This window comes from Glutamicibacter sp. BW77 (assembly GCF_002332285.1).
Classification (GTDB): Bacteria; Actinomycetota; Actinomycetes; order Actinomycetales; family Micrococcaceae; genus Glutamicibacter; species Glutamicibacter bergerei.
Genome location: NZ_NRGT01000047.1, coordinates 68,711 through 90,342, shown reverse-complemented (window position 1 = coordinate 90,342; position 21,632 = coordinate 68,711). Strand labels below are relative to the sequence as shown.

21 protein-coding genes are annotated in these 21,632 nt (G+C 58.9%); 6 read left to right on the top strand and 15 right to left on the bottom strand.

All coding sequences use genetic code 11. The features are described from left to right. The first annotated feature begins 233 nt into the window (after positions 1 to 233). Both CIK74_RS05865 and CIK74_RS05860 read left to right on the top strand, forming a co-directional pair. Positions 234 to 647 (top strand): helix-turn-helix domain-containing protein, encoded by a 414-nt coding sequence (locus CIK74_RS05865; protein WP_096254842.1) that lies wholly within the window; start codon positions 234 to 236, stop codon positions 645 to 647. Between the two features lie 134 nt (positions 648 to 781). Next, positions 782 to 2,029: a PLP-dependent aminotransferase family protein gene (locus CIK74_RS05860; RefSeq protein WP_096254841.1), complete on the top strand. Its 1,248-nt coding sequence runs from the start codon at positions 782 to 784 to the stop codon at positions 2,027 to 2,029. A gap of 16 nt (positions 2,030 to 2,045) precedes the next feature. Here CIK74_RS05860 and CIK74_RS05855 read toward each other — a convergent pair whose 3' ends face one another. Next, on the bottom strand, positions 2,046 to 2,978 hold the full coding sequence (locus tag CIK74_RS05855) for a LysR substrate-binding domain-containing protein (RefSeq protein ID WP_096254840.1): 933 nt from the start codon (positions 2,976 to 2,978) through the stop codon (positions 2,046 to 2,048). 71 nt (positions 2,979 to 3,049) lie between these two features. On the opposite strand from CIK74_RS05855, the gene CIK74_RS05850 reads away from it, so the two are divergent. Then, the gene (locus CIK74_RS05850; protein WP_096254839.1) at positions 3,050 to 4,108 is read left to right on the top strand and encodes a putative sulfate exporter family transporter; all 1,059 of its coding nucleotides are present in this window, start codon (positions 3,050 to 3,052) and stop codon (positions 4,106 to 4,108) included. Positions 4,109 to 4,132: 24 nt separating this feature from the next. Here CIK74_RS05850 and CIK74_RS05845 read toward each other — a convergent pair whose 3' ends face one another. Genes CIK74_RS05845 through CIK74_RS05835 form a run of 3 tightly spaced genes read right to left on the bottom strand, consistent with a single transcriptional unit; the run spans position 4,133 to position 7,671 of the window. Next, complete coding sequence (locus tag CIK74_RS05845) at positions 4,133 to 4,918, bottom strand: IclR family transcriptional regulator C-terminal domain-containing protein (protein ID WP_240520468.1); 786 nt, start codon at positions 4,916 to 4,918, stop codon at positions 4,133 to 4,135. Between the two features lie 30 nt (positions 4,919 to 4,948). Beyond that, positions 4,949 to 6,799, bottom strand: coding sequence for a sugar phosphate isomerase/epimerase and 4-hydroxyphenylpyruvate domain-containing protein (locus tag CIK74_RS05840; RefSeq protein ID WP_096254838.1), 1,851 nt, complete (start codon positions 6,797 to 6,799; stop codon positions 4,949 to 4,951). Then, the gene (locus CIK74_RS05835) at positions 6,799 to 7,671 is read right to left on the bottom strand and encodes a shikimate dehydrogenase (RefSeq protein ID WP_096254837.1); all 873 of its coding nucleotides are present in this window, start codon (positions 7,669 to 7,671) and stop codon (positions 6,799 to 6,801) included. Before CIK74_RS05835 ends, CIK74_RS05840 begins: the two co-directional genes overlap by 1 nt. Positions 7,672 to 7,827: 156 nt before the next feature. Between CIK74_RS05835 and CIK74_RS05830 the strand changes: the two genes are divergently transcribed. Further along, positions 7,828 to 9,168, top strand: coding sequence for an MFS transporter (locus CIK74_RS05830; RefSeq protein ID WP_096254836.1), 1,341 nt, complete (start codon positions 7,828 to 7,830; stop codon positions 9,166 to 9,168). An 86-nt stretch (positions 9,169 to 9,254) separates the two neighbouring features. Here the strand turns inward: CIK74_RS05830 and CIK74_RS05825 are convergent, their stop codons facing one another. The 9 genes from CIK74_RS05825 to CIK74_RS05785 form a co-directional block, all read right to left on the bottom strand. Beyond that, entirely contained in the window at positions 9,255 to 10,157 is a 903-nt protein-coding gene (locus tag CIK74_RS05825) for an alpha/beta hydrolase (RefSeq protein ID WP_096254835.1), read from the bottom strand. Continuing rightward, on the bottom strand, positions 10,154 to 10,933 hold the full coding sequence (locus tag CIK74_RS05820) for a 3-hydroxybutyrate dehydrogenase (protein ID WP_096254834.1): 780 nt from the start codon (positions 10,931 to 10,933) through the stop codon (positions 10,154 to 10,156). The genes CIK74_RS05825 and CIK74_RS05820 overlap by 4 nt, the downstream gene beginning before the upstream one ends. 5 nt (positions 10,934 to 10,938) lie before the next feature. Continuing rightward, a complete protein-coding gene (locus CIK74_RS05815; RefSeq protein WP_096254833.1) occupies positions 10,939 to 11,577 on the bottom strand; it encodes a TetR/AcrR family transcriptional regulator in 639 nt (212 codons plus the stop codon). Continuing rightward, entirely contained in the window at positions 11,574 to 13,136 is a 1,563-nt protein-coding gene (locus CIK74_RS05810) for an AMP-binding protein (protein ID WP_096254832.1), read from the bottom strand. The genes CIK74_RS05815 and CIK74_RS05810 overlap by 4 nt, the downstream gene beginning before the upstream one ends. A 9-nt stretch (positions 13,137 to 13,145) precedes the next feature. Further along, the gene (locus CIK74_RS05805; protein WP_240520472.1) at positions 13,146 to 14,147 is read right to left on the bottom strand and encodes a branched-chain amino acid ABC transporter permease; all 1,002 of its coding nucleotides are present in this window, start codon (positions 14,145 to 14,147) and stop codon (positions 13,146 to 13,148) included. 179 nt (positions 14,148 to 14,326) lie between these two features. Then, on the bottom strand, positions 14,327 to 15,199 hold the full coding sequence (locus tag CIK74_RS05800) for a branched-chain amino acid ABC transporter permease (RefSeq protein ID WP_096254830.1): 873 nt from the start codon (positions 15,197 to 15,199) through the stop codon (positions 14,327 to 14,329). Then, positions 15,196 to 15,960: an ATP-binding cassette domain-containing protein gene (locus CIK74_RS05795; protein WP_096254829.1), complete on the bottom strand. Its 765-nt coding sequence runs from the start codon at positions 15,958 to 15,960 to the stop codon at positions 15,196 to 15,198. The genes CIK74_RS05800 and CIK74_RS05795 overlap by 4 nt, the downstream gene beginning before the upstream one ends. After that, entirely contained in the window at positions 15,961 to 16,725 is a 765-nt protein-coding gene (locus CIK74_RS05790; RefSeq protein WP_096254828.1) for an ABC transporter ATP-binding protein, read from the bottom strand. Between the two features lie 41 nt (positions 16,726 to 16,766). Further along, on the bottom strand, positions 16,767 to 17,966 hold the full coding sequence (locus tag CIK74_RS05785; RefSeq protein ID WP_096254827.1) for a substrate-binding domain-containing protein: 1,200 nt from the start codon (positions 17,964 to 17,966) through the stop codon (positions 16,767 to 16,769). Between the two features lie 377 nt (positions 17,967 to 18,343). Here CIK74_RS05785 and CIK74_RS05780 point away from each other — a divergent pair, with 377 nt between their 5' ends. After that, positions 18,344 to 19,234, top strand: a complete 891-nt coding sequence (locus tag CIK74_RS05780; RefSeq protein ID WP_170947757.1) for a dihydrodipicolinate synthase family protein — start codon at positions 18,344 to 18,346, stop codon at positions 19,232 to 19,234. Positions 19,235 to 19,246: 12 nt separating this feature from the next. Here CIK74_RS05780 and CIK74_RS05775 read toward each other — a convergent pair whose 3' ends face one another. After that, on the bottom strand, positions 19,247 to 20,383 hold the full coding sequence (locus CIK74_RS05775; RefSeq protein WP_096254826.1) for an acyl-CoA dehydrogenase family protein: 1,137 nt from the start codon (positions 20,381 to 20,383) through the stop codon (positions 19,247 to 19,249). A 199-nt stretch (positions 20,384 to 20,582) separates the two neighbouring features. On the opposite strand from CIK74_RS05775, the gene CIK74_RS05770 reads away from it, so the two are divergent. Further along, the gene (locus tag CIK74_RS05770) at positions 20,583 to 21,272 is read left to right on the top strand and encodes an NUDIX hydrolase (RefSeq protein ID WP_096254825.1); all 690 of its coding nucleotides are present in this window, start codon (positions 20,583 to 20,585) and stop codon (positions 21,270 to 21,272) included. Here CIK74_RS05770 and CIK74_RS18490 read toward each other — a convergent pair. Beyond that, the gene (locus CIK74_RS18490; protein ID WP_141392885.1) at positions 21,269 to 21,451 is read right to left on the bottom strand and encodes a hypothetical protein; all 183 of its coding nucleotides are present in this window, start codon (positions 21,449 to 21,451) and stop codon (positions 21,269 to 21,271) included. The two genes, CIK74_RS05770 and CIK74_RS18490, sit on opposite strands and share 4 nt — an antisense overlap. Positions 21,452 to 21,632: the final 181 nt, after the last annotated feature.

Genomic DNA, 21,632 nt, shown 5'->3' with positions numbered 1-21,632 from the left:
GTACACAATTCCCACTCCGCCGTTGCCAGGTAAGGCGAAACGCTCCGTCGTGGTGTGCCGGAAGATGGCTGGTCAGTACTTTCTTTAGACCTACAATTTCCACCATACGGTAACCGCTGAACGTGGCACAACCCCCGCTCGTCGCATTCGGGTCATAATCGACAAAAAATCCCACGCGTTGACTCCGGTCCAAAATCAATGCATTCTCCTCTTTCCTCAGGCAAGATGAACATATGGCATCACCTACTTCGGCCCTTGGTCGGGTCCGCACCTTCGAAGCACTGGACGAGAAAACTACTACGCGATTGCAACGCGCATTGAGCGAGTCGGAGGACACGACGGTTTTTGTCAACGGCACCGCATTGCAATTGCCAAAGGACGCGCATGACGCACTGCTTGAGGTGTTGAACCGGTTTGCGGCTGGCGAGTCGGTCAGTATCGGCACCACCGAGCTACTGCTGAACACCTCGCAGGCGGCGCAGATGGCGGGGATCTCGAATTCATATCTGCGCAAGCTGGCCGATGCAGGCATTATTCCCGTGGAATATCGTGGAACGCATCGGCGCATACGCCCCAGTGCCATTCAGGCTTGGCTTGATCAGCGCCCGGCGCCTGAGGCAGAAACCAAAGACCTGCCCACGGGATAATCAGGGCTTTTTATCATCTGGTAAATTTACTAATGGTCTACTAAAGTGTCCTAATAGAAAACTTCGCTCGGGTACCCCCAGAGGCGATGCCCTACTTCCCGCAACTAGTGGGGAGCTGCCGGTCGAGGAGGACCATGTCAACGAACCAGCCAGTCGACACGTTGCTGACGACCCACGAAGCACTGTTCTCCGAACGCGCAGCCGGGATCAAGCAGTCCGCGGTCCGCGATGTCTTCGAATTGTCCTTGGATCCGTCCCTTGTCTCCTTAGCCGGCGGAAATCCTTACCTTCAGGTACTTCCCCTGGAAAAAATTGGCGACATTGCTCGGCGAATCATCACCGAGCAAGGCCCTATAGCATTGCAATACGGTTCCGGCCTGGGTACCCCCGAACTGCGCGAGCAGATCCTTGAGGTCATGGCCGCGGAAGGCATCACCAACGTCTCGGTAGACGACGTGGTCGTTACCAACGGCTCCCAGTCAGCTCAGGACATGGCGTGCAAGGTTTTCTGCAACCCGGGTGACACCGTGCTCTGCGAAGACCCTACCTACGTAGGTGCACTGAACACTTTTGAGGCCTACCAGGTGAAGGCCGCGCCGGTGCTCACCGACGAGCATGGACTGGTTCCCGAGGCACTGCGCACAAAAATTGACGAGTTGCGAGCCGCTGGCGAGAGAATCAAGTTCCTGTACACCATTCCAAACTTCAACAACCCGTCGGGCATTACCTTGGCCGCCGAACGCCGCCCGGAAATTGTGGAGATCTGCCGCGAAGCAGGCGTGCTGATTCTTGAGGACAACCCTTACGGCATGCTGCGCTACGAAGGCGAGGCCGCCCCAACGTTGCGTAGCCTCGATGAGCAGAACGTCATCTACATGGGCTCCTTCTCCAAGATTTTCTCCCCCGGGCTGCGCATTGGTTGGGCTGCGGTTCCAACTCATTTGTTCCGCCGCTTCTACCTCGCTGGCGAGGCAGTGGCACTATGCCCACCGACTTTGAACCAGATGATCATCAGCGCCTACCTCACCGAGCATGATTGGCGCGGGCAGATCAAGACCTACAACGACCTCTACCGTTCCCGGCGCGATGCGATGCTTCAAGCCCTGGCTACGCACTTGCCGGAGGGGATTACCCACACGCACCCAGAGGGTGGCTTCTTCATCTGGTTGACCCTGCCAGCAGGAATAGATACCTATGAGCTATTGCAAAAGGGCGTGGACGCCGGAGTCATTTTCATTCCAGGTGCTGCATTCAGCTCTTCGGAATCGGCGCACCATAAACTCCGTTTAGCCTTCTGCGCCGTGGACGAAGCGACTATCACCGAAGGCGTGCGCCGCCTGTCTGCGCTGCTGGAAGCCGAGATTTCCAAGCTGGCGAACTAGGAGTGCGGCCGGGTCGCTAGTCGTCCCGGCTTTCAATTCCGCACGCGATGTCGAGCATCGTCTGCTCGGTCGTGCTCAAGGCATGGTTCCGCGGCCAGATGGCACGGAATTCGCGGAGCATGCTTGGTCCTTCGAATTCAATCTCCACAAGCCTGCCTTGCCACAGCGCTCCTTCCACCGCTAGCTGGCTAAGCACCGCCGGCCCCATCCCCGCGGCGACGCACTGGCAGATGGTCGAGTTGCTGTTAAATTCGGCAATCGGTTCGGGCCGCTCGACATGGGAAATGTAATCTAAGAATGCCCGCGTTCCGGAGCCGTCCTCACGTTCAATCAGTGCGGTGCTCTGCAGCTCGTGCACGCTTAGCGGAGAGCCGCGCTGAGCCCAGGGATGCGAAGGATCAACAACTACCGCCATCGCATCATCCCAGACCTTTTGATATCGCAGCGTTGCTGGGATCTGCGGGGTCTCAACAAATCCGAACGCCAATTCGCCGTTTTGCACCGCGGCAATCACGTCCTGCGAATTCATGATGCGCATGCGCGGTTTCACCTGTGGAAGCTTGCGGTGCAGCGTGCCGATCCATGAGGGTGCAAGGTATTCGGCCACGGTCATGCTGGCGGCGAAGAGCAACTCCGTTTCGCCTTCGCTTGCCAAGGTGCGTGCACCAGCGGCCAAGTTGTCCAGGGAGCTAAGGACTTCGCGTGCCCATTGCACGGTGAGGATTCCTTCGGCGGTCAGCGTGGATCCGGTGGTTTTTCGGATGATCAGCGGGTAGCCCAATCGTCTTTCCAGAGTCTTCAGGGCGCGGGTAGCATTGGGCTGCGCGATGCCGACAGCCCGCGCTCCTGCACTCAGGCTCCCATGGTCCGCGATTCCTACTAGCAGCGTCAGCGACGAGACCTGAATCCATTGGGCAATATCTTGCAAATCATTGGCAGGACGATCCATATCATGATCATATGCCTGTGATAGCAGATCGAGGAATACCCGAACTGGCACCGGCATGAGAAATTGAATGTATGCAGAAAAATGGTCAGTCCCCAGGCACCGGCGCAAAACTACGTGATGCGTCGTTGAGACGACCAGTGTCCCGCACAAACCTCAAATCCGTGGTTCCCGGGCTCGTTGTCTGTCTAGCTACCGGTTTGCTGTGTATCTTTGCCAGCAGTTTCCTCAACGGATTCAGCGCCCTATTAATGGCGATCCTGCTCGGTGCGCTCTGGCGCAACATCGCCCCGGTGCCCCAGATACTGGACTCCGGCGTTGCCATAGCTTCCAAGAAGTTACTGCGCCTAGGCATTGTGCTGCTCGGCCTGCAACTATCTTTGGGGACCATCGTTGGGCTCGGCCCGGGGGTGCTGCTGGTGGTCCTGCTTTCGGTCTCGGTGACTTTTGCGGCCACGTTGTGGATCGGAGCAAAGATGGGCATCGAATTACCCCAGCGGCTGCTGATCGCCACAGGATTTTCGATCTGCGGCGCAGCAGCGGTGGCGGGAACCGAAAACGTCACCCGGGCAAAACAAGATCAGGTCGCCACCGCTATCGGGCTGGTCGTGCTTTTCGGCACGCTCATGATTCCAGCCATGCCGTTGTTAGGATCCCTGTTGGGCATGGATGATCGCAGCATCGGGATGCTGATTGGCGCCTCGACCCATGAGGTCGCCCAGGTGGTGGCGGCGGGCGGATCGGTCAGTGCCGCAGCCTTGGCTGTCGCGGTGACCGTCAAACTGGCGCGCGTGGTGCTGCTGGCACCGATCATTGCTGGTCTTGGCCTTTACATGCGGCGCAAGCACTCGATAGAAGGTGGGAAAAATCCGCCGCTGATCCCATTGTTCGTCCTAGGATTCATCGCTGCAATGCTGCTGCGTACTGCAGATCTCCTGCCAGAGCCGATGCTTTCGGTGACACAGAATCTGCAGACGCTCTTGCTGGCGGCGGCAATGTTTGCACTCGGCTTGGGCGTGCACCTGCGTAGCATCGTGAAATCCGGAGGCAAGGCACTGGTGCTGGGTCTATGCGGCACGCTGGTGATCGTTGTTGTCGCCACCGCCGGCACCCTGCTTTTCGCGCCCGCATAAACCTTGTTATTGCAGCCGGCCGAACTAGTCGGCCCGGCCGCCGAAGTCGGCGGCAATCTCCTTGGCTGCGCGGCGCAGGGCAGGGAGCAGGGTCTGAGAAATCGAGAAATCGTCGGCACGGCCCGATTGAACCGATACGTTGAGCGCACCGAGCAGCTGATTGCCCCGGTAAACCGGCACGGCCAATCCACGTAGGCCCTCATCGAGCTCTTGGTTCACCAGCGACCATCCTTGGCCGGCCACCCGGTCCAGCTCCGCATTCAGCTCCGCCAGAGAACCCACCGTATGCTCGGTGTATCGGCGCAGTTCAATGCCTTTCAAAAATTCTGCGCGTTCACCGGCACTCAAATTCGCAATGAGCACACGTCCCATGGAGGTCGTCCAGGCCGGCAAGCGGTTACCAATTGACACATTCATCTGGTGCAGGCGCGGTGCGGAAACTCGTTCCACATACAGGATGTCCTGGCCTTCGAGCACACACAGCGAGCTGGTTTCATCCAGTTCCCGGGCCAGTTGCTGCAGATGGGAAATAGCAGCCCGCGGCAGGGTGAGACCCGAGAGGTAGGCAGCGCCCACGTCGAGCACCCGTGGGGTCTGACGGTAGGTATTTCCCTCAATTTCCAGATAGCCAAGATCCACCAGGGTCAGCAGAAAACGTCGGGCCGACGCCCGAGTCTGTTCGGTGGCGGTCGCCACCTGAGATACGGTCAGCGCCGTATTTCCTCCCTTAAACGCGAGCAGCACCGCCAGGGTCTTCTCCGCTGATTTCACATAATAGTCGGGCTGCTCTGCCAAGATAAGGGTCCCCATTTTCACCTAGATGTTCGGTCCTCGGCACAGTTAAGAGCGATTAAAACGATTGTGCTCAAACTGCGCTGCAAGGCGAATCGGGGCGTTGGGTGCCCCGTATCCATCGTAGCCGTCGCGGCGTTCAAGCACCTCAAAGAACATATTGCCCACGGTAGCCGTGTAAAAGTGCAGAAACACTCCATGCTCGTCGCTGTCGTAGAGCAGGTTTAATTCCTTCAGGGTCGCCAAGGACTTCTCATCGATGTCAAAACGAGCCACAAGATCTTCATAGTAGTTCGCCGGAACTTGCAAGAATTCCATTCCTGCCGCTTGTGCGCGGCGCGCTAACGCCACCACGTCGTCGGTACGCAATGCGACATGTTCCGGGTATTCATGGTGACGGTCAATGGTTGCTTCCAACCCCTGCGGCACGATGTTCAGCGCCAGCCGCACCCCGCCATCGGCGGTACGCAGCACCTGGGAGCGCACGAGGCCCATAGGGCTTGGCACCTCTGTGCCGGGCCTTGCTTCCAGGTTCAGCACGCTGGTGTAAAACAGGACCGATTCATCAAAGGCCTGCCATGGCTGGGCAAGGTTGATGTGGTCGATTGATTCAATGCTCCCCTTCTCGGTGGGCTGCGCGGTTCCCGGCAGCACACCGAATTCAGCCTCCCACGCCGCGGTCAGCGCGGCGGAGCCGAAGAACACCTCCGTGGCGTCCGGGGCGCTGAACCCGGAAATTTCCTGCTCGTCCTTGGTGTGGTGGCGCGACACTGGCTTGGCCAACAGCGCGGAGGCCCGGGCACGTCCGGCGGACGGGTCTGGGACTTGAATACTCAGTCCGCTTACGCTCGCGGTGACCGCGCGGCTGCGTTGCGAATTGACGATAATGCGTGCATCTCCGGCGCACCAGAGCTGTACGGGTTTGCGCCGATGCTGGCCGAGGAAGGAGAACCCTAGCTGGGCGAGCATTTGCGCAATCAGTTCCGGGTCTTCGGTGCGGATTTCGGCGAAGTCGAAACCGCTGGCTTCCTGGACGCCGGGCAGCGAAACCAGATTGAGGTTATCCCTGACTTCTTCTGTCCCCAGTAGCGCTGCGGTGCGTGCCTGGAGCCAAATTAATGAACGCAGCCCATCGATGGCGGTGAGCTCAACATTTGACTGCCGGAAGACGTCGTTAAAAATCTCCAGGGAGACGATCCCGGAATATCCAGAACGTACGAGGTAGCCAAGGAATACGTCTAGTTCAAAGCCGCCTTCACCCGGAAAAACGCGGTAGTGCCGCGACCAGGAAAGGATGTCCATGGACAGCACTGGTGCGTCGGCAAGCTGCACAAAGAAGATCTTCTCCCCTGGGATCTGGGCGATCTGCGCCGGATCGTCACCGCGCGAAAGAATGTGAAAGCTGTCAATGCACAGCCCTACGTTGTCGCGGTCAACCAGCTTCACGATCTCCCATGAATGCTGGTAGGTATCCACGTACTTGCCCCAGGCCAGGGCCTCGTAGGCGATGCGCACGCCATACTGCGCTGCGAGGTCTGCAAGGCGGCGGATCTGCGCGGCGAAAAGCTGATCGTCATTGATCGTCGCGGTGCCCACGTTGGAGCACAGCAGGATCAGGTCCATGCCAAGGCGCTGCATCAGCTGGAATTTCGCTTCGGCGCGGCGCAAGTTCGCCACCAGGACCTCTTCTTCAACTCCCTCAAAATCACGGAAAGGCTGAAAGAGGTCCAGGCTGAGCCCGAGCCGTGCGGCGAAGGCCCTGACTTCTTCGGGAGACATCGGGCTGACGGTGAGATCTTGTTCGAAGATTTCAATGCCGTCAAAGCCTGCCTTGGCGCAGGCAAGCATTTTTTCTTCGAGCGTGCCCGAGAGGCAGACGGTGGCTATCGAAGTGCGCATTAGAGTCCTGCCTCCAGCATTTCCAGCAGGTGAGCGCGCATTCGGCCGGCGTCCGGGGTTAACCCGGTGATGATGCCAAAGGCATCAACTGCCTGTCCAACCGCCATATTTCCGCCATCGAGCACTTGGCATCCTAGATCGCGGGCGGCAAGAATCAGCGCGGTGTCCACCGGCCGGTAGACGCAGTCGGCCACCCAGTGCCGGGACGTGAGATTTGAAATGTCCAGCGGCAGTCCCGGGTGGTGATGCATGCCGATGGGGCTTGCGTTGAGCAGTCCGTCCACGTCGGCAAGCCGCGCCGGTGCCTCATCGGGGCGGATCGCCACAATTGCGGCGTGTGGGAAATGAGTTTTCAGTTCGGCTGCACGTTCGGCTACCCGCGCGGTATCCGGGTCTGACAGGAACAGTTCCTTAACTCCCGCATCGAGCAGGGCAAAAGCGACCGCCGCCCCGGCTCCCCCAGCGCCTAGCTGCAGGACCTTATCCAGCTTCGCTTCGGGCAGCCCGCCGGCCAGCGCCCAGCCGAAGCCCGAGGCGTCGGTGTTATGTCCAAAGAATTTTCCGTCTTTGATGATGACGGTGTTCACCGCGCCGATGGCTGTGGCGTTCTCGCTGACTTCATCGAGGTAATCAATGACCACTTGCTTGCACGGATGGGTAATGTTGAAGGCGTTAAATCCCAGTTCGGCACCGGATTTGAGCAGTTCCCCGACGTCTTGTGCCCCGCGTTGCAGGACCGTGAGGTCAATGGGCCGGTAGAGGTAGCGCAGCGATTGCGCATCCGCTTCGCGTTCGTGCATGGGTGGGGTCAACGAAGGCAGCACCCCGTCACCAATGAGTCCGACCAGATAGGACTGAGTAAGAGTACTCACCGTGTTACCCAACTTTCCGTCATGCTTTACGCAGATATTGCGCTGACTGTGATTTACATCTACTCTATATCAATGTACACATTACGTACAAGTGTACGTATAGCGCACATATTTTTGTTCTTCAGCTCGCCCGCAACAAAACAAAGGAGTTTTCCGATGCCCTCCACACGCGAACCGTCGGCCTCTCAAGTGCCCGGCACCGGGAAACGCACCCCCGTTAAGGCAGCAGTCGCCAGCTTCATGGGAAGCGCCGTCGAATACTACGACTTCTTCATCTTCGGCTCCGCCGCAGCACTGATCTTCCCGCATATTTTCTTCCCCGACGCCGACGCGAACGCCTCGGTCATGTCCTTGGCAACCTTCGGCTTTGCCTACATCGCACGACCTATCGGCGCGGTAGTCTTAGGACATTTTGGTGACCGTATCGGACGTCAAAAAGTTTTGATGTTCACCTTGGTGCTCATGGGCGCCTCAACCTTCGCTATCGGTTGCTTGCCGACCTTCGAACAAGTCGGCTGGCTCTCTCCGATCCTGCTGGTGCTCGCTCGGCTTTGCCAGGGACTCTCTGCAGCTGGCGAACAGGCCGGCGCATCCTCAATGACCCTGGAGCACGCACCTGATCACCGCCGCAGCTTCTTCACCTCGTGGACACTGACCGGAACCCAGGGCGGCCAGATCCTCGCCGCACTCATTTTCATCCCTGTCATGGCACTGCCCGATGACATCAAATACGGTATCGGCTGGCGCATCCCCTTCTGGCTTTCTGCCGTAGTGGTGCTGGTGACTTTCTTCATCCGCCGTTCACTGCATGAAACCCCAGAGTTCGAGGAAGCGAAAAAGAGCAATAACATCGCTAAGCTGCCACTGGCAGTCCTGCTGAAGTTCCACTGGAAAGATGTCTTGCGTGTGGTGCTGTGCGCATTTATTGCCGCCGTGTCCACCGTGTACGGAACGCTTGCCATCTCTTACGGCAAGAACATCGGAAATATGGACGCCTCGATCACCCTATGGCTTGTTGTTGCAGGCAATATCGGCGCTTTGTTTACCCAACCCTTGTTCGGCAAACTTGCAGATGCCATCGGCCGCAAGCCAGTCTTCATCTACGGAGCAATCTCTTCCGCAATCGTTATGCCGTTCTACCTGCGCAGCATGGAAACAGACAATACGCTCTTGCAGTTCGCTCTTTCTGTGGCGGTCTTCTCCTGCGCTTACGCAGCGGCCAATGCCGTCTGGCCTAGCTTCTACGCCGAGATGTTCTCTTCCAAGGTGCGCTTCTCGGGACTGGCGATCGGCACCCAACTCGGATTCCTCATGGCTGGGTTTGCTCCGTCCATCGTGGCCGCCATGGGCGGTCTAGAACCAGGAGGCTGGGTCAAGATCAGCCTGTTCACTGCCGCAATTTCGTTGATTGCAACAATTTCCGCGTTGACCGCTCGCGAGACCTACCGGGTACCCACCGCGCAGCTGGGCAGCAGCCCGGAATTGGTGACTAAGTAAAAGCAGCAAAACTTGATGCCCGGCATGAGACCCACCCTCAGATGGTGATCATGCCGGGCATTGTGCTGCCTGGACGTACGTGATTACTACGCGTCGGTGCGGTGCCCGAGCATGCCTTGGATATGCCCGGTGACCACATCGCATCCGGGAGCATCCATCACGATCGTGTAATGATTGGTCCTCGGCACTTCTTCGGTTTTCAGTCCGTGCAGCTTCTGCGCCCACGACTGCACATACTCTGCCGTATACAGTCCCGGCTCGGCACCCATCAGCCCCTTCGGCGAGCGCAGGAATGTCACCGGATGACGAAGTTCTTCCAAGGCCTGGAACAGTGAAGCTCCGCGGTGTAGTTCCGCGGTGTCCTCGGCCAATGCCTGATATTTTGTGGCCGGGCGCAGCTGCGGAGCGGCACCGTCCAGGTCATACTCGATGTACTCATCAACCACGTCGTTCCAGTTGTCGGCGAAGGCGGGGTGCGGTTTCCAGAACTGTTGGTACGCGGCCACCGATTCGAAGGTCATCGACAAGCGCTGCGCCGCGGGACCAAGGACCGCATCGATGATCTGCTCGTCATCCAGCCCTTCGGGAACCTGCAATGGCAGGCCACCGTCCACCAGCAGCAGCGAAGAGACCAGATGCGGGTAGAGGTCTGCGAAGACCAAGGACACGAAAGCACCCATCGAGTGCCCGATCACCGGGATCGGTCCGGCGCTGAAATGATCTGCAACCCGGGCCAGATCCGCGGCGTGTACCGGCATGCCGTAAGGTCCTGGCAGCTGGTTGCTGCGGCCCCGGCCGCGCAGATCTGGGGCGATCACGCGCACCCCGGGCAGCGCTTGGGCGACCATGCCCCAGGCTTTATGCGATGCGGTGACTCCATGAATCAGTAGTACCGTTGGAGCCTGCCGATCGGTTGGACCCCACAGCCCAACCTGTAAGTCGCCGCCGTTGACCGGCACCCACTCGGTGCGGTAGGTGTTTTCAGTCATCGGGCACTCCACCCGCCGTCCATGGTGTAGGACGCGCCAGTGACCATGCCGGCCTCATCCTGCGCCAGCCAGGCCACCAGGGAAGCAACCTCCTCGGGTTCCACCAGGCGTTTAACCGCTGCCTCGGTAAGCATGATCTTCTCCACCACTTCGGCCGGCGCAATGCCATGGAGTTTGGCTTGATCCGCGATCTGCTTCTCCACCAGTGCGGTGCGAACATATCCGGGGTTGACGCAGTTGCTGGTCACGCCGTGCTCGGCACCTTCCAGCGCGGTGACCTTGGATAATCCTTCCAACCCGTGCTTCGCCGAGACATACGCGCTTTTGAAGGGGCTGGCCCGCAGACCATGGACGCTGGAGAGGTTGATGATGCGCCCATACCCGCGCTGATACATTCCCGGTAGCACCGCACGGATCAGCAAAAACGGGGATTCGAGCATCAGCCGGTGAATGAGCCGCCATGCTTCGGGATCAAACTCATGAATCGGGGCCACCCGCTGCACCCCGGCATTATTGATCAGAATGTCGGTATCCAGGCTCAGTTCTTCCAACGCCTTGGTATCGGACAGATCTACGGCCCACGCCTTGCCCCCAAGGCTTTGCGCCACCTCGTTAGCTAATTGAGCATTCAAATCTGCCACCGTGACGGTTGCCCCCTGCGCGCTCAGCTTCTTCGCGCAGGCCAAGCCGATACCCGACGCCCCGCCGGTAATGAGTGCGGTGCGTCCGGCCAGGGTTGCTTCGGCTGGGGCTGAGGTTGTCTTAGTTTCGGTCATGGGGCTTAACCTTCCACGGTTGGTTGCGCGCCGGTTGGCGCCAACGCACGATCAATAAAGTTCATCATTTCTTCAAATACTTCCTCGGGCATCTCGGGGCGGTGCCCCGAAGAGTCCTCGGTTCCTTCCCATAACACCCAGCGCATACCCACCAATTCACCGATACCCATCAAGGCCCAGGCGGCTACTTCCGGGTTCATCGCCCGGATCTGCCCTGCCTGTTGCGACGCTTCGAGGCCTTGAATGTACCCCTCAACGATTTTGCTGTAGTGCTTACGCAACGCTCCGGGTGAGACAAACTCCGCCTGCTTGATGATCCGATACAGCGCAGGATGCTGTGCGGTGAAGTGGAAGAAGGCCTTGAAGCCCGCCCGCTCGGCGGCAAACCTGTTTTCTTCCGCCACCGAGGCTTCAGCCATGGCCATGCGCACCCGACGGTTCAGATCCTCGACGACCTCATCAAAGATCTCGTGCTTACCCGCAAAGTACAGGTAGAAGGTCCCCAACCCGACTCCGGCACATTCGGTGATCTTCACAATCGACGCGTCGTGATAGCCCAAGGTGGCAAACACCTTCTCGGCCGCCGCCAGAATCTTGCTGCGGGTACGAGTCCCCCGCTGGGTCCTTGGTGTCACCGTACTCATCGCTGATCCTCCTGCCGCATTAAAAGTTGTTCGGCCCGTCCCAGATCACGCAATTTCTGCCGCGAAACCTTTTCAATTCCGACCCGAGGCAACGCCGAGGCGAACTTGAACGTTGCCGGAATCTTGTATCGGGCCAGCTGTTTGGCGCAATGCGCCGCTAGCTCGGTGGCATCGGCATGAGTGTGTGCCGCCAGGACCACCCAGGCTTGCCCCACCTCACCCCATTTGTCGTCCAGAACCCCGATGACGGCAGCCTCGGCCACCGCAGGATGAGTCAGCAGTACCTGTTCCACCTCGGTAGGCGAAACATTTTCCCCACCGGAAATGTACAGGTCCTTAATCCGGTCAATCACCTTCAGATACCCTTGGTCATCACGTTGCACCAGGTCACCGGTGCGCAGCCACCCGTTAGCAAAAGCGTGGGCGCTCGCGGCGGCGTCACGAAAATATCCCGGAGATACGCTCGGACCGCTCACCAGCAGTTCGCCAGCACCGGCCCCGTGGATTTCTTCGCCGGTGACCGCATCAACAAGTTTCACTTTCACGTGCGGGTAGGGCCGCCCGGCGAAACCAATCTTGCTCATCGCCTCTTCGCTGGCTAGGCACAGGACATTCGGTCCAGCTTCGCTCAGCCCATAGCCCTGGACCAGAGCCACACCACGCCCATGCCAGCAACGCAGCAGGCTCGGCGGCATCGGCGCCCCGCCCGCTACTGCCAGTCGCAACGCGGTCAGATCCGTCGATTCAAACTCCGGATGGGTGGCCAGCATTCGGTAATGTGCGGGCACCCCCATCATCATGGTGACCTTGCGGTCCGCCAGCAATTGCAGTGCCCGTCCGGCGTCGAAGGTCCGTTCAAGTACTACCGTGGCACCGACCCACCAGGCTAACAACGGCTGGATATTCCAGCCGCCCAGATGGTACTGCGGCAGCACCGCCAGAATAGTGTCCTGACTGGTGAGGTCCACCGTGCGTGAGAGAGCCAAATTGTTCCAGAAACAATTTGCGTGGGTCAGCACCACGGCCTTGGCTTTGCCTTCGGAACCCGAGGTGAATACCATCAGCAATGGATCATCATCGGTAGGGGCGCAACCGCGCAGTTCATTGCGTTCGCGCGCAGGACCTTCGACGCTCGCTTCTACTCCCGCCGGCCCCATGGTGAGCACGGGGACCGGTTGTATCAGCTGAGCGTTGCTCTGTTCGGCCAGCGTCTGGAACTCGTCTTCCACCACCCAAAGCGAGGGGTCGGCAATCGACAATTGCTCCCGCAGCTCCACGGAAGTCAACCGCCAGGAAAGCGGCACCAGCACCAGCCCGGCCTTGGCACAGGCGAAAAACAACACCACGTGGTCGGCACTGTTCCCCGAGAGTGTGGCAATCCGATCCCCCACGCCAAAACCCGCGGCCATGAACTTCGCACCTAAGGCGATCGCCCGGCGTTCAAGCTCCCGGTAGGTGGTCCGCACTCCTCGGTCATCGATGGCAATACGTTCCGGGGTGCTCAGCGACCGATCGGTAGTCCAACATCCCAACGTATGAAGGCCTTGATCCTTGCTCATGACCGTTCCTTAATTCTTCTTGGCTGCCGGATTGGAAGTGAAACGCTCACGCAACCGGCGTACCGCACCGGTCAAACCACCGGGCATGAACAGCACCACCAGCACAAAGAGGGTTCCGAGAATAAATAGCGGTTCGGACAATGGCACATGCAAGAACGCCGGCAGCGACTCCACCGCGCTGGAGTTCGCCAAAGCGCTCAACCGCTGATCTAACAGCGTGTACAACACCCCGCCAATCACCGCGCCCCACTTCGAACCGACCCCGCCGAGTACCACCATCACCAGCAAGGTGATGGTGAAGTCCGCAGAAACCTGCCGGGGCACCGTTCCGGACTGCAGCAGCACAAACACCATGCCGACCGCCGCCGCCAGCACACCGGCCACCACGAAGATCAGCAGCTTCGCCCAGTATGGCTGCAATCCCAACACCCGCACACGCAACTCGTTCTCGCGTACCGCGGCGGCCACATGCCCGGCACGAGATGACTGCACCCAAGTAACCACCACGATCACCACCAGCAAGGTCAGCAACGAAAGCCAGTAAAGGTTCCGGGTATTGGCCACGCCAATCAAAAAATCCGGGATACCCGCGGTATCAGGACTCACTCCCTCTTCACCGCCGGTGGCACCGCCGGGATTACGCCGCACCAGCACGCTACCGGCCTGGGCAAAAGCCAAGGTCACCATGGCAAACGGAATGCCAGTCACGCGCAGCGCGACCATCCCCGTCAAGGTGGAAAGCACCAATGCCACCACCAACGTCAATCCCATGGCCGGCAGCAACGGCAAACCCAGATTGTTGAGAATAATCGCCAGTCCGTAGGAGCCGGCACCAAAGTACAGTGCGTGTCCAAAGGACAGCAGTCCGGCCACACCGATCAGCAGGTGATAGCTCAGCGCCGCGGCAGCCATCAGCAGGCACATCGCCAACAGCTGCAGCGTCCCTGGCTGATACGTAGGGGTAGGCAAGACGCCTGGAATTGAAATGTTCAACAGCGGCAGCGCCGCCATGAGCAACAACGCCAGCAGGCCCAGCACCCAGACTCCGACTCTGGCACCGGGCGTTTTCACCCGGTGCGAGGGCTGGACACGGACCCGACGGGCCACTTTGTCCACGGCCACAGCCGCTGTTGGTTCACGGCGCTCGCCGGTCGATTCTTCAGAAGGCAAGGTATTCGTAGGTTCAGGGCTCATGCTGTCTTCCCCATCAGTCCGGTGGGCTTGGTCAACAGGACAACCGCCAGCAACACGATTACCACGAAGTCACCCACACCCCAATAGAAGTTTGTGATCTGCTGCAGCACTCCAACCACCACGGAGGCTATGGCTGCCCCGGACAGTGAGCCGAGTCCGCCAATCACCGTCACGATAAACGCGAAGATCAACAAGGATCCGCCCAAGGCCGGGGATACATAACCGAAGTAGTGGCTGGCCAGCACCCCACCGATACCGGCGGCGGCACCGCCAATGGTGAAAACCAGGGTGAAGGCTTTGCGTACATCGATGCCCAGCGCGGTAACCATTGATCGGTTCTCCACGCCGGCGCGGATGATCATTCCATAACGGGTCTTCTTCAAGAACAACACCACACCCAGCAGCACTAGCGCCGCGACGATGATAGTGACAAACCGGTCATTGGGAACCTGCGCGCCCAGTACGTCGGTGGTCCGAGTGAACCACTCCGGTCCCTTGGTGTACTGCGGGTCGGTCCCCCAGACGCCTTCGAAGATTGCCACTGCCGCCAGAGACAAACCGACGGTGACCAGCACCTGTTCAATATGCCGGTTGTACAGCGGTCTAATGAGCGCAAATTCGGTCAAGGCCGCAAAGACTCCGCCAACCGCGGCGCCGATAACCAGCGTGATGATAAATGTCAGCCAGGTTCCCTCGCCGATACGCCGCGACATCTCCCAGGAGACGAAGGCCCCCAGGGTCAGAAACGCACCGTGGGCAAAGTTCAGCACACCCATCAATCCGTAAATCAGCGACAGCCCGGAAGCCACCAGGAAGTACAGTGCGCCGAGTCCGACGCCGGTAATCAGGAGAAGTATCAGGGTGCTCATACAATCCCTCCGCTGGTTGTTTCGGCCGCTTGCTCCAACGCTTCTTCGCTTTGCACACCCAAGAACCGTTGGGTCAGCGCCTCGTCATCAAGAAAATTGGTGGCCGAATCGGTGCGGTGCACCACTTTGCCTCCGGATAAAATGATGGCGCCGGCCGCTAGCTGGCGAACCACCGAGAGGTTTTGTTCCACCAGCAGAATCGGCACACTGTGCGCCGCTACCGTCAGTGCCTCGGCAACCTCCTGCACAATCTTTGGTGCAAGCCCCTTGGTTGGCTCATCCACCAGCAGCAATTTGTTGACGTTCAGTAGCGCCCGAGCCAGCGAAACCATCTGCTGTTGCCCGCCCGAGAGTGAACCGGCCGCTTGGCTAGAGCGCTTGACCAGGTCGGGGAAGAGTTCTTCGACCAGCTGGCGGTTGGGGTGTTCGTCGCGTTCGGCAAGTTTCAGATTTTCGGCCACGCTCAGCGCGGAGAACACCTCGCGGTCTTCGGGTACATAGCCCACACCGCGTTGAATGATCTTGTGGGTAGGAACCTTGTCTATGCGTTCTCCGGCTAACTCAATGGTTCCGCCGGTACGTTGAATCAGCCCAATAATGGCTTTGATGGTACTGGTTTTGCCCACACCATTACGGCCGAGCAGCGCGGTAATTCCGGTGGCCGGGACCTCGAAGTCGACACCGTCCACCACTTGGGACCCCTCGATGGCGGCATGCAGGCCGCGCACTCGCAGGATAGGTTCAATGCTTTCCTGGCTCATCTAAGCTGCTCCCTGTCCGAGATAGGCGCTTTGTACCGTTTCATTGGCAATAATTGCGTCCGGTTCATCGATGGCTAGCAGGCTGCCGTTGTGCATAACCGCCACCCGGTCGGCCAGCCCGAGCACCACGTCCATGTGGTGTTCGACCATCATCAAGGTGCGTCCCGATTCGCGGTGCATCCGCCGAATGATTTCTTCCAGTCCCAGGACATCTCCGGAACCGACTCCGGCCATGGGTTCATCGAGCAAGATCACCGCCGGGTCTGCCGCGAGCAGCATTGCGATCTCCACCTTGCGCTTGTCTCCATGGGAAAGATCTGCCGCTCGGGCACGTGACTTGGCTTCTAAGCCAACTTGTTTAATACAATCCTCGGCAATCGCTCCGGCCGCATCCCCGCGGCGCGGGAAGCTGAGCAGCGACAGTGATTGTCCGAGTTTGGATTGGGCGGCAAGCCGAATATTTTCGGTGACGTCCAACCCGGGGAACAGTGAAGAAGTTTGGAAGGTTCGCCCTAGCCCGGCGGCTGCTCGGGCATGAATCGGCAGCTTGTCCATGGTGCGTCCGGACATTGTGATGGTTCCGCTGGTGGCCTTGAGCACCCCGGAGATGAGGTTGAACAGGGTCGTTTTTCCGGCGCCGTTGGGTCCGATCACACCGATCATTTCGCCGGGCTGCACGGTGAAGCTGACATCTTCTAGGATGCGAGCTCCACCGATCTGCAGTCCCACGCCCTGAAGCTCCAGGGCTGGTGTTGTCTTCTGCATGGGTTTACCTTTGTGAGATTTTGACGCGTGGACTGCGAGGCCTAGTTGACGACCTCTGGAGGTGCCACTTCTTCGCCCGGCACGGTTTCCACGAGTTCCGGAATCCACTTTTCGCCATCCTTGGACAGGGACACCTGGTACATGTTCTGGATCAGCGCATGGTCCGAGGCACGTACCGTGGTTTCTCCCTTAGGTCCTTCGAAGCTCCAGCCTTCCAGCGAGGTGACCATCTTCTCGACGTGGTCTCCGCCCTCGGCTACTGCCTGGGCGATCATCTGTCCGGCGACAAATCCGTCAGGGGAGAACAGGTCCACTTCTTTGCCCGCCTCTTCGATGGAGGAGATCATGGCCTTTTCAACCTCGGTGCCGGCGGCCCCGGGGAAGTAGTGGTTGAGGAAGGAGATCTTTTCTCCTGCGTCGCCGAAGGCGCCGTATGTTGCTACATCGCCGAGCCCGGTGACGATCGGTGCAACGTCGAAGGCTCCTTGCTGATCCAGCGCCTGCCACATGGATCCGGAGGTTGCCCCAGCCCAGGCCGCGAAGACCAAGTCAGGTTTGGCGTCGACCAGCTGGCGGGCGAATGGGGTGAATTCGGTGACATCCCCGGGAACGAGGATGGAACTGGCCTTGGCACCCTCCATACCGAGGATCGCGTCAACTGCGGCCAAGTTTCCCTGCCCGAAGGCGTTGTCCTGAGCGAACACGGTGACCTTTTTGTCCTTCAGATCATCAACGAACGTGCCTGCGGTAGCCACGTCCTGCATGGATTGGCGTCCGGAGCGGAAGGTGTACTTGTTCGCGCCGGTGATGGCGTCCGAAGCGGCGGGCCCGGAAATGTAGAGAACCTTGTTCTGTGCTGCCTGCTCCACGAGCTTCAGCGCGATCCCCGAGGAGGCGGTTCCCGCCAGGATCTTGTAGTCCTTGCCGATCAGTTCCTTGGCGACGGTAACTGCTTTGTCCGGATCTCCGCCATCATCGTGATAGGTGATATTCAGTTCGGTGTCGCCGACCTTGTTCGTGCCTTCGGTGGCGTAGTCCAGGCCGGCTTGCAGCCCCTCGTAGTAGGCGTCCCCGTAGGCGGCTAGTGGGCCAGTCTTCGAGTAGACAATGCCGACGTTGACAGTCTTTGCGGCGTCGCCGCCTTCTGCGCCAGTTCCGGTTTCGGCGGTGGGTGCGCAGGCGGTTAATGCCAACCCGGCGCTGAGTGTCAGGGCCGTTACGACCTTGCTGCTTCGCTTCACGTGTCTAGCCTTTCCTCGCGGGGCGTCCAGTGCTTTGAACAGGTCCCGAAGTGAAATTGTGCGGAGTGTGATTCCCCAAACCTGAAAGGTGATTCAGGTTACAACTCAAAGCTATGGTGACCAGTCAAACCAGTCAATGGATTTTGCGCACAAAATGCTCAAAAGACCGTGCGTTTTTGCAAAGCCATCGTGCGCCCTTGGCCCCTCCCTTACCGAAGCCCGCTGCTTTAAGCCACCAAATTCAGAAATTTTGGACCCGAAGTAAACCACTCTTCTCACCTCGCTGGCTCCCGTAGACCACCGTGCTAACGTACAAATTGGCGCGCTCGAAATGCGTTCTATTCTCCAATGACTCTGCAACCGCGAAAGACTCGATCATGTTTACCGGTCTCAGTGCTTTCCCACTTACCCCGCTGGTCGATGACCATCTGGATGAAATTGCATTCTCCGCACTTATCGGACGCCTGAACCGCGCAGGAGTAGATTCCATCACCGCTCTTGGATCCACCGGATCCTACGCTTATCTCTCTGAGCAAGAACGTGCCCGGGTTGCTCACCTGGCAGTTGAGAATGCCGGAGACACACCGGTCTTTATCGGAGTTGGTGCGCTGCGCACCTCGCAGGTTCTAGCCCATGCCACAGCCGCACAACGCGCGGGAGCCGCAGGATTGCTACTGGCGCCGATGAGCTACCAGCCGCTGACCGAGACAGATGTCTTCGAGCTATTTCGCACGCTAAGCAAACACACCGATCTGCCGGTGATTGTCTATGACAATCCGGGCACCACGCATTTCACTTTCAGCCTCGACCTTTATCTGCGTCTGACCGAGTTACCCGGTATTTCCTCAATCAAAATCCCAGGAGTTCCAGCCGTAGCGGCCGAAGCCCGGGAGCACGTAGCCAAAATTCGCGCAGTCATCCCCGAGCACGTGAGCATCGGCGTATCCGGTGATGCTTCGGCCGCCCAAGGCTTAGCGGCAGGCTGCGATGCCTGGTACTCGGTCATTGGCGGCACCCTGCCCGAACTGGCACTGCGGATCACCCGGGCGGCACAAACAGGTGACCATGACCGAGCCTTGGCCGAATCGGCACGACTAGCCCCACTATGGGAGCTATTCACCAAGTGCGGCGGAAGCCTGCGCGTAGTCGCAGCGATCGCAGAACAGCTCGGTCTAGCTCAGCGCTCTTGCCTTCCACTCCCGATTTTAGGTCTGGACAATAGCGATCGGGCACGCGTTGCCGCGTGCCTGACACGGCTAGGCCTCTAGGCTTGCCGGCGCTTAGGACTCGATCAGTCCGCGGCCCACGATCAACTGCATGATCTCGTTGGTACCTTCCAGAATCTGGTGTACTCGCAGATCCCGGACAATTTTTTCCAACCCGTATTCGCTGAGATACCCGTAACCACCGTGCAGCTGGATCGCGGTATTTGCAGCGTTAAACCCAGCATCCGTCGCCACCCGCTTGGCCATGGCGCAAAGCCGTACGGCATCCGGGGCCTTCGCATCCAGCGCCGCAGCAGCCCTGCGCAACAAGCTTCGCGCAGCTTCTAGTTCCATATCCATGTCGGCAAGCTTGAACACCAAAGCTTCTTGTCTGGTCAGCGGACCACCAAAGGCCTCGCGTTCCTTGAGGTATGCCACCGACTTTTCGAGAGCGAGTTGCCCACCGCCGATGGAGCAAGCACCGATATTCAGCCGGCCGCCATTGAGGCCACTCATTGCAATCGAGAAACCCTGGCCCTCATTACCCAAGAGGTTGCTTGCAGGAATACGCACATCTTGCATGAAGACCTGCCTGGTGGGCTGGGCATTCCAGCCCATCTTCTTTTCCTTTGGTCCGAACGAAAGCCCTTGAGCATCGGCTGGAACGAGGAAAGCGCTAATCCCCTTCGCACCGGTATTCGCGGTGCGTGCCATGACTAGATACAGTGCCGAAGAACCAGCCCCAGAAATGAACTGCTTGGCACCGTTGAGGACGTATTCCTCTCCGTCCAAAACTGCACTGGTACTTAGCGCCGCCGCATCGGAGCCAACGCCTGGTTCGGTCAGGCAATAGGACCCAAGATCCGTCATGGCTGCCATCGTCGGGAGCCAAGTGGAACGTTGCTCATGGGTTCCATAACTATCGATCATCCACACCACCATGTTATGGATGGAAATATAGGCGGCGATAGTAGGGCAGGCTTTGGACAATTCTTCGAAAATCAGGACAGCGTCGCTACGCGTGAGTCCGGAACCGCCATACTCTTCGCTGACGTAGATGCCACCGACGCCCAGTTCGCCAGCCTCGGCCAAAACATCAACGGGAAAATGTTCCTTCGCATCCCACTCCAAAGCATGAGGGGCAATTTTTTCTGCGGCAAAATCTCGAACCGCTTCAACTAGCTCACGTTGTTCCTCGTTGAGCTCAAACATGACAAACCCTTCCTGACCACCACTCGTTGTGATCCACACTACATCGATTGTGTTGTCATTAAATCCGCAGGACAGCTAAGGATCAACGAAACTTGGTCTCACCAAAACACGTCGTGCAGTTTGAGTAGTAAATTCTCCCTGCTCCGCTTGAGCGTCATAGTGCTCCCTGCTTCGGAACATCTCGGCCATACTAGGATTCATGGACCTCAGCTCAACTGCACCGAAAAACCAGCCAGTGATACCGCGACGTGCCGCCAGCGTCCTGATGATTCGCGAAGGTGTTCAGGGGCTGGAGGTCTTTATTCAGCACCGGGTCTCCACCATGGACTTCGCCGCCGGAATGGTTGTTTATCCAGGCGGACGCGTTGACGCTCAGGACGTGGCCGAGGCCCTCTCGGAAGCAATCCCGCATGCGCTGGCCGTGGAGCACGCAAAGTTGTGGAAAGATTCCTCGCTCTGGGAGCAGGGCGAGGAACAAGCGGTGCTTGATGCCGGAACCCTATTGGCCGCGGCTCGACGGGAAATTTTCGAGGAGACCGGTGCCCAGCTGGACGTGAGCCAGCTGCGTCCGTGGGCTAACTGGATCACTCCGCCGGATAATCCCAAGCGCTTTGACACATTTTTCTATGTGGCTCATGTTCAACCCGGGCAGGAACCGAGGCATCAGACCACCGAGGCCTCAAATTCGGAATGGATCAGGCCTGCAGAATTATTCACCAAGTTTGAGCGTGGCGAGGTGGGGCTCATGCGCCCGACCCGAACCACTCTGGAAGATCTTGCCGCACTAGGAACGGTGGCGGCAGCGATGAGCGCAGCAACCCCTATTAGGACAGTCCGTCCGCAGCGCATGCCACCAGCAGCAGATTCAAAGAAAGAACGCGCCAGCTAACCGTGCAAGGCGCGGTATCCCTCGATAGCTCCACGATGCAACTGGACGACTTTGGTGTTGACCATTGCTCGGGGATCCAGATATTGAGTACCCAGCGTCCCCGAAGGGATCAGCTCTGCGGCGTGATTTACGAGCAATTTCACCATCGCAGCAACAAGATGATCTTCTTGCGCTGGCAAGCATACGACCAAGTCGGGAATGCCTAAGGGACGCCTAGGATCGGAAGCCAGTCAACCGTATCCTTCGCTTAACACCGCGGGTTCCAAACGCTCATCCTCGGCCAGTTCGCACCCCTCAGGGCACAGTCAATTGCCCCGGAGGAACTTGTCCCCCGGGGCAATTGGCGTGGATTCTTGTTCT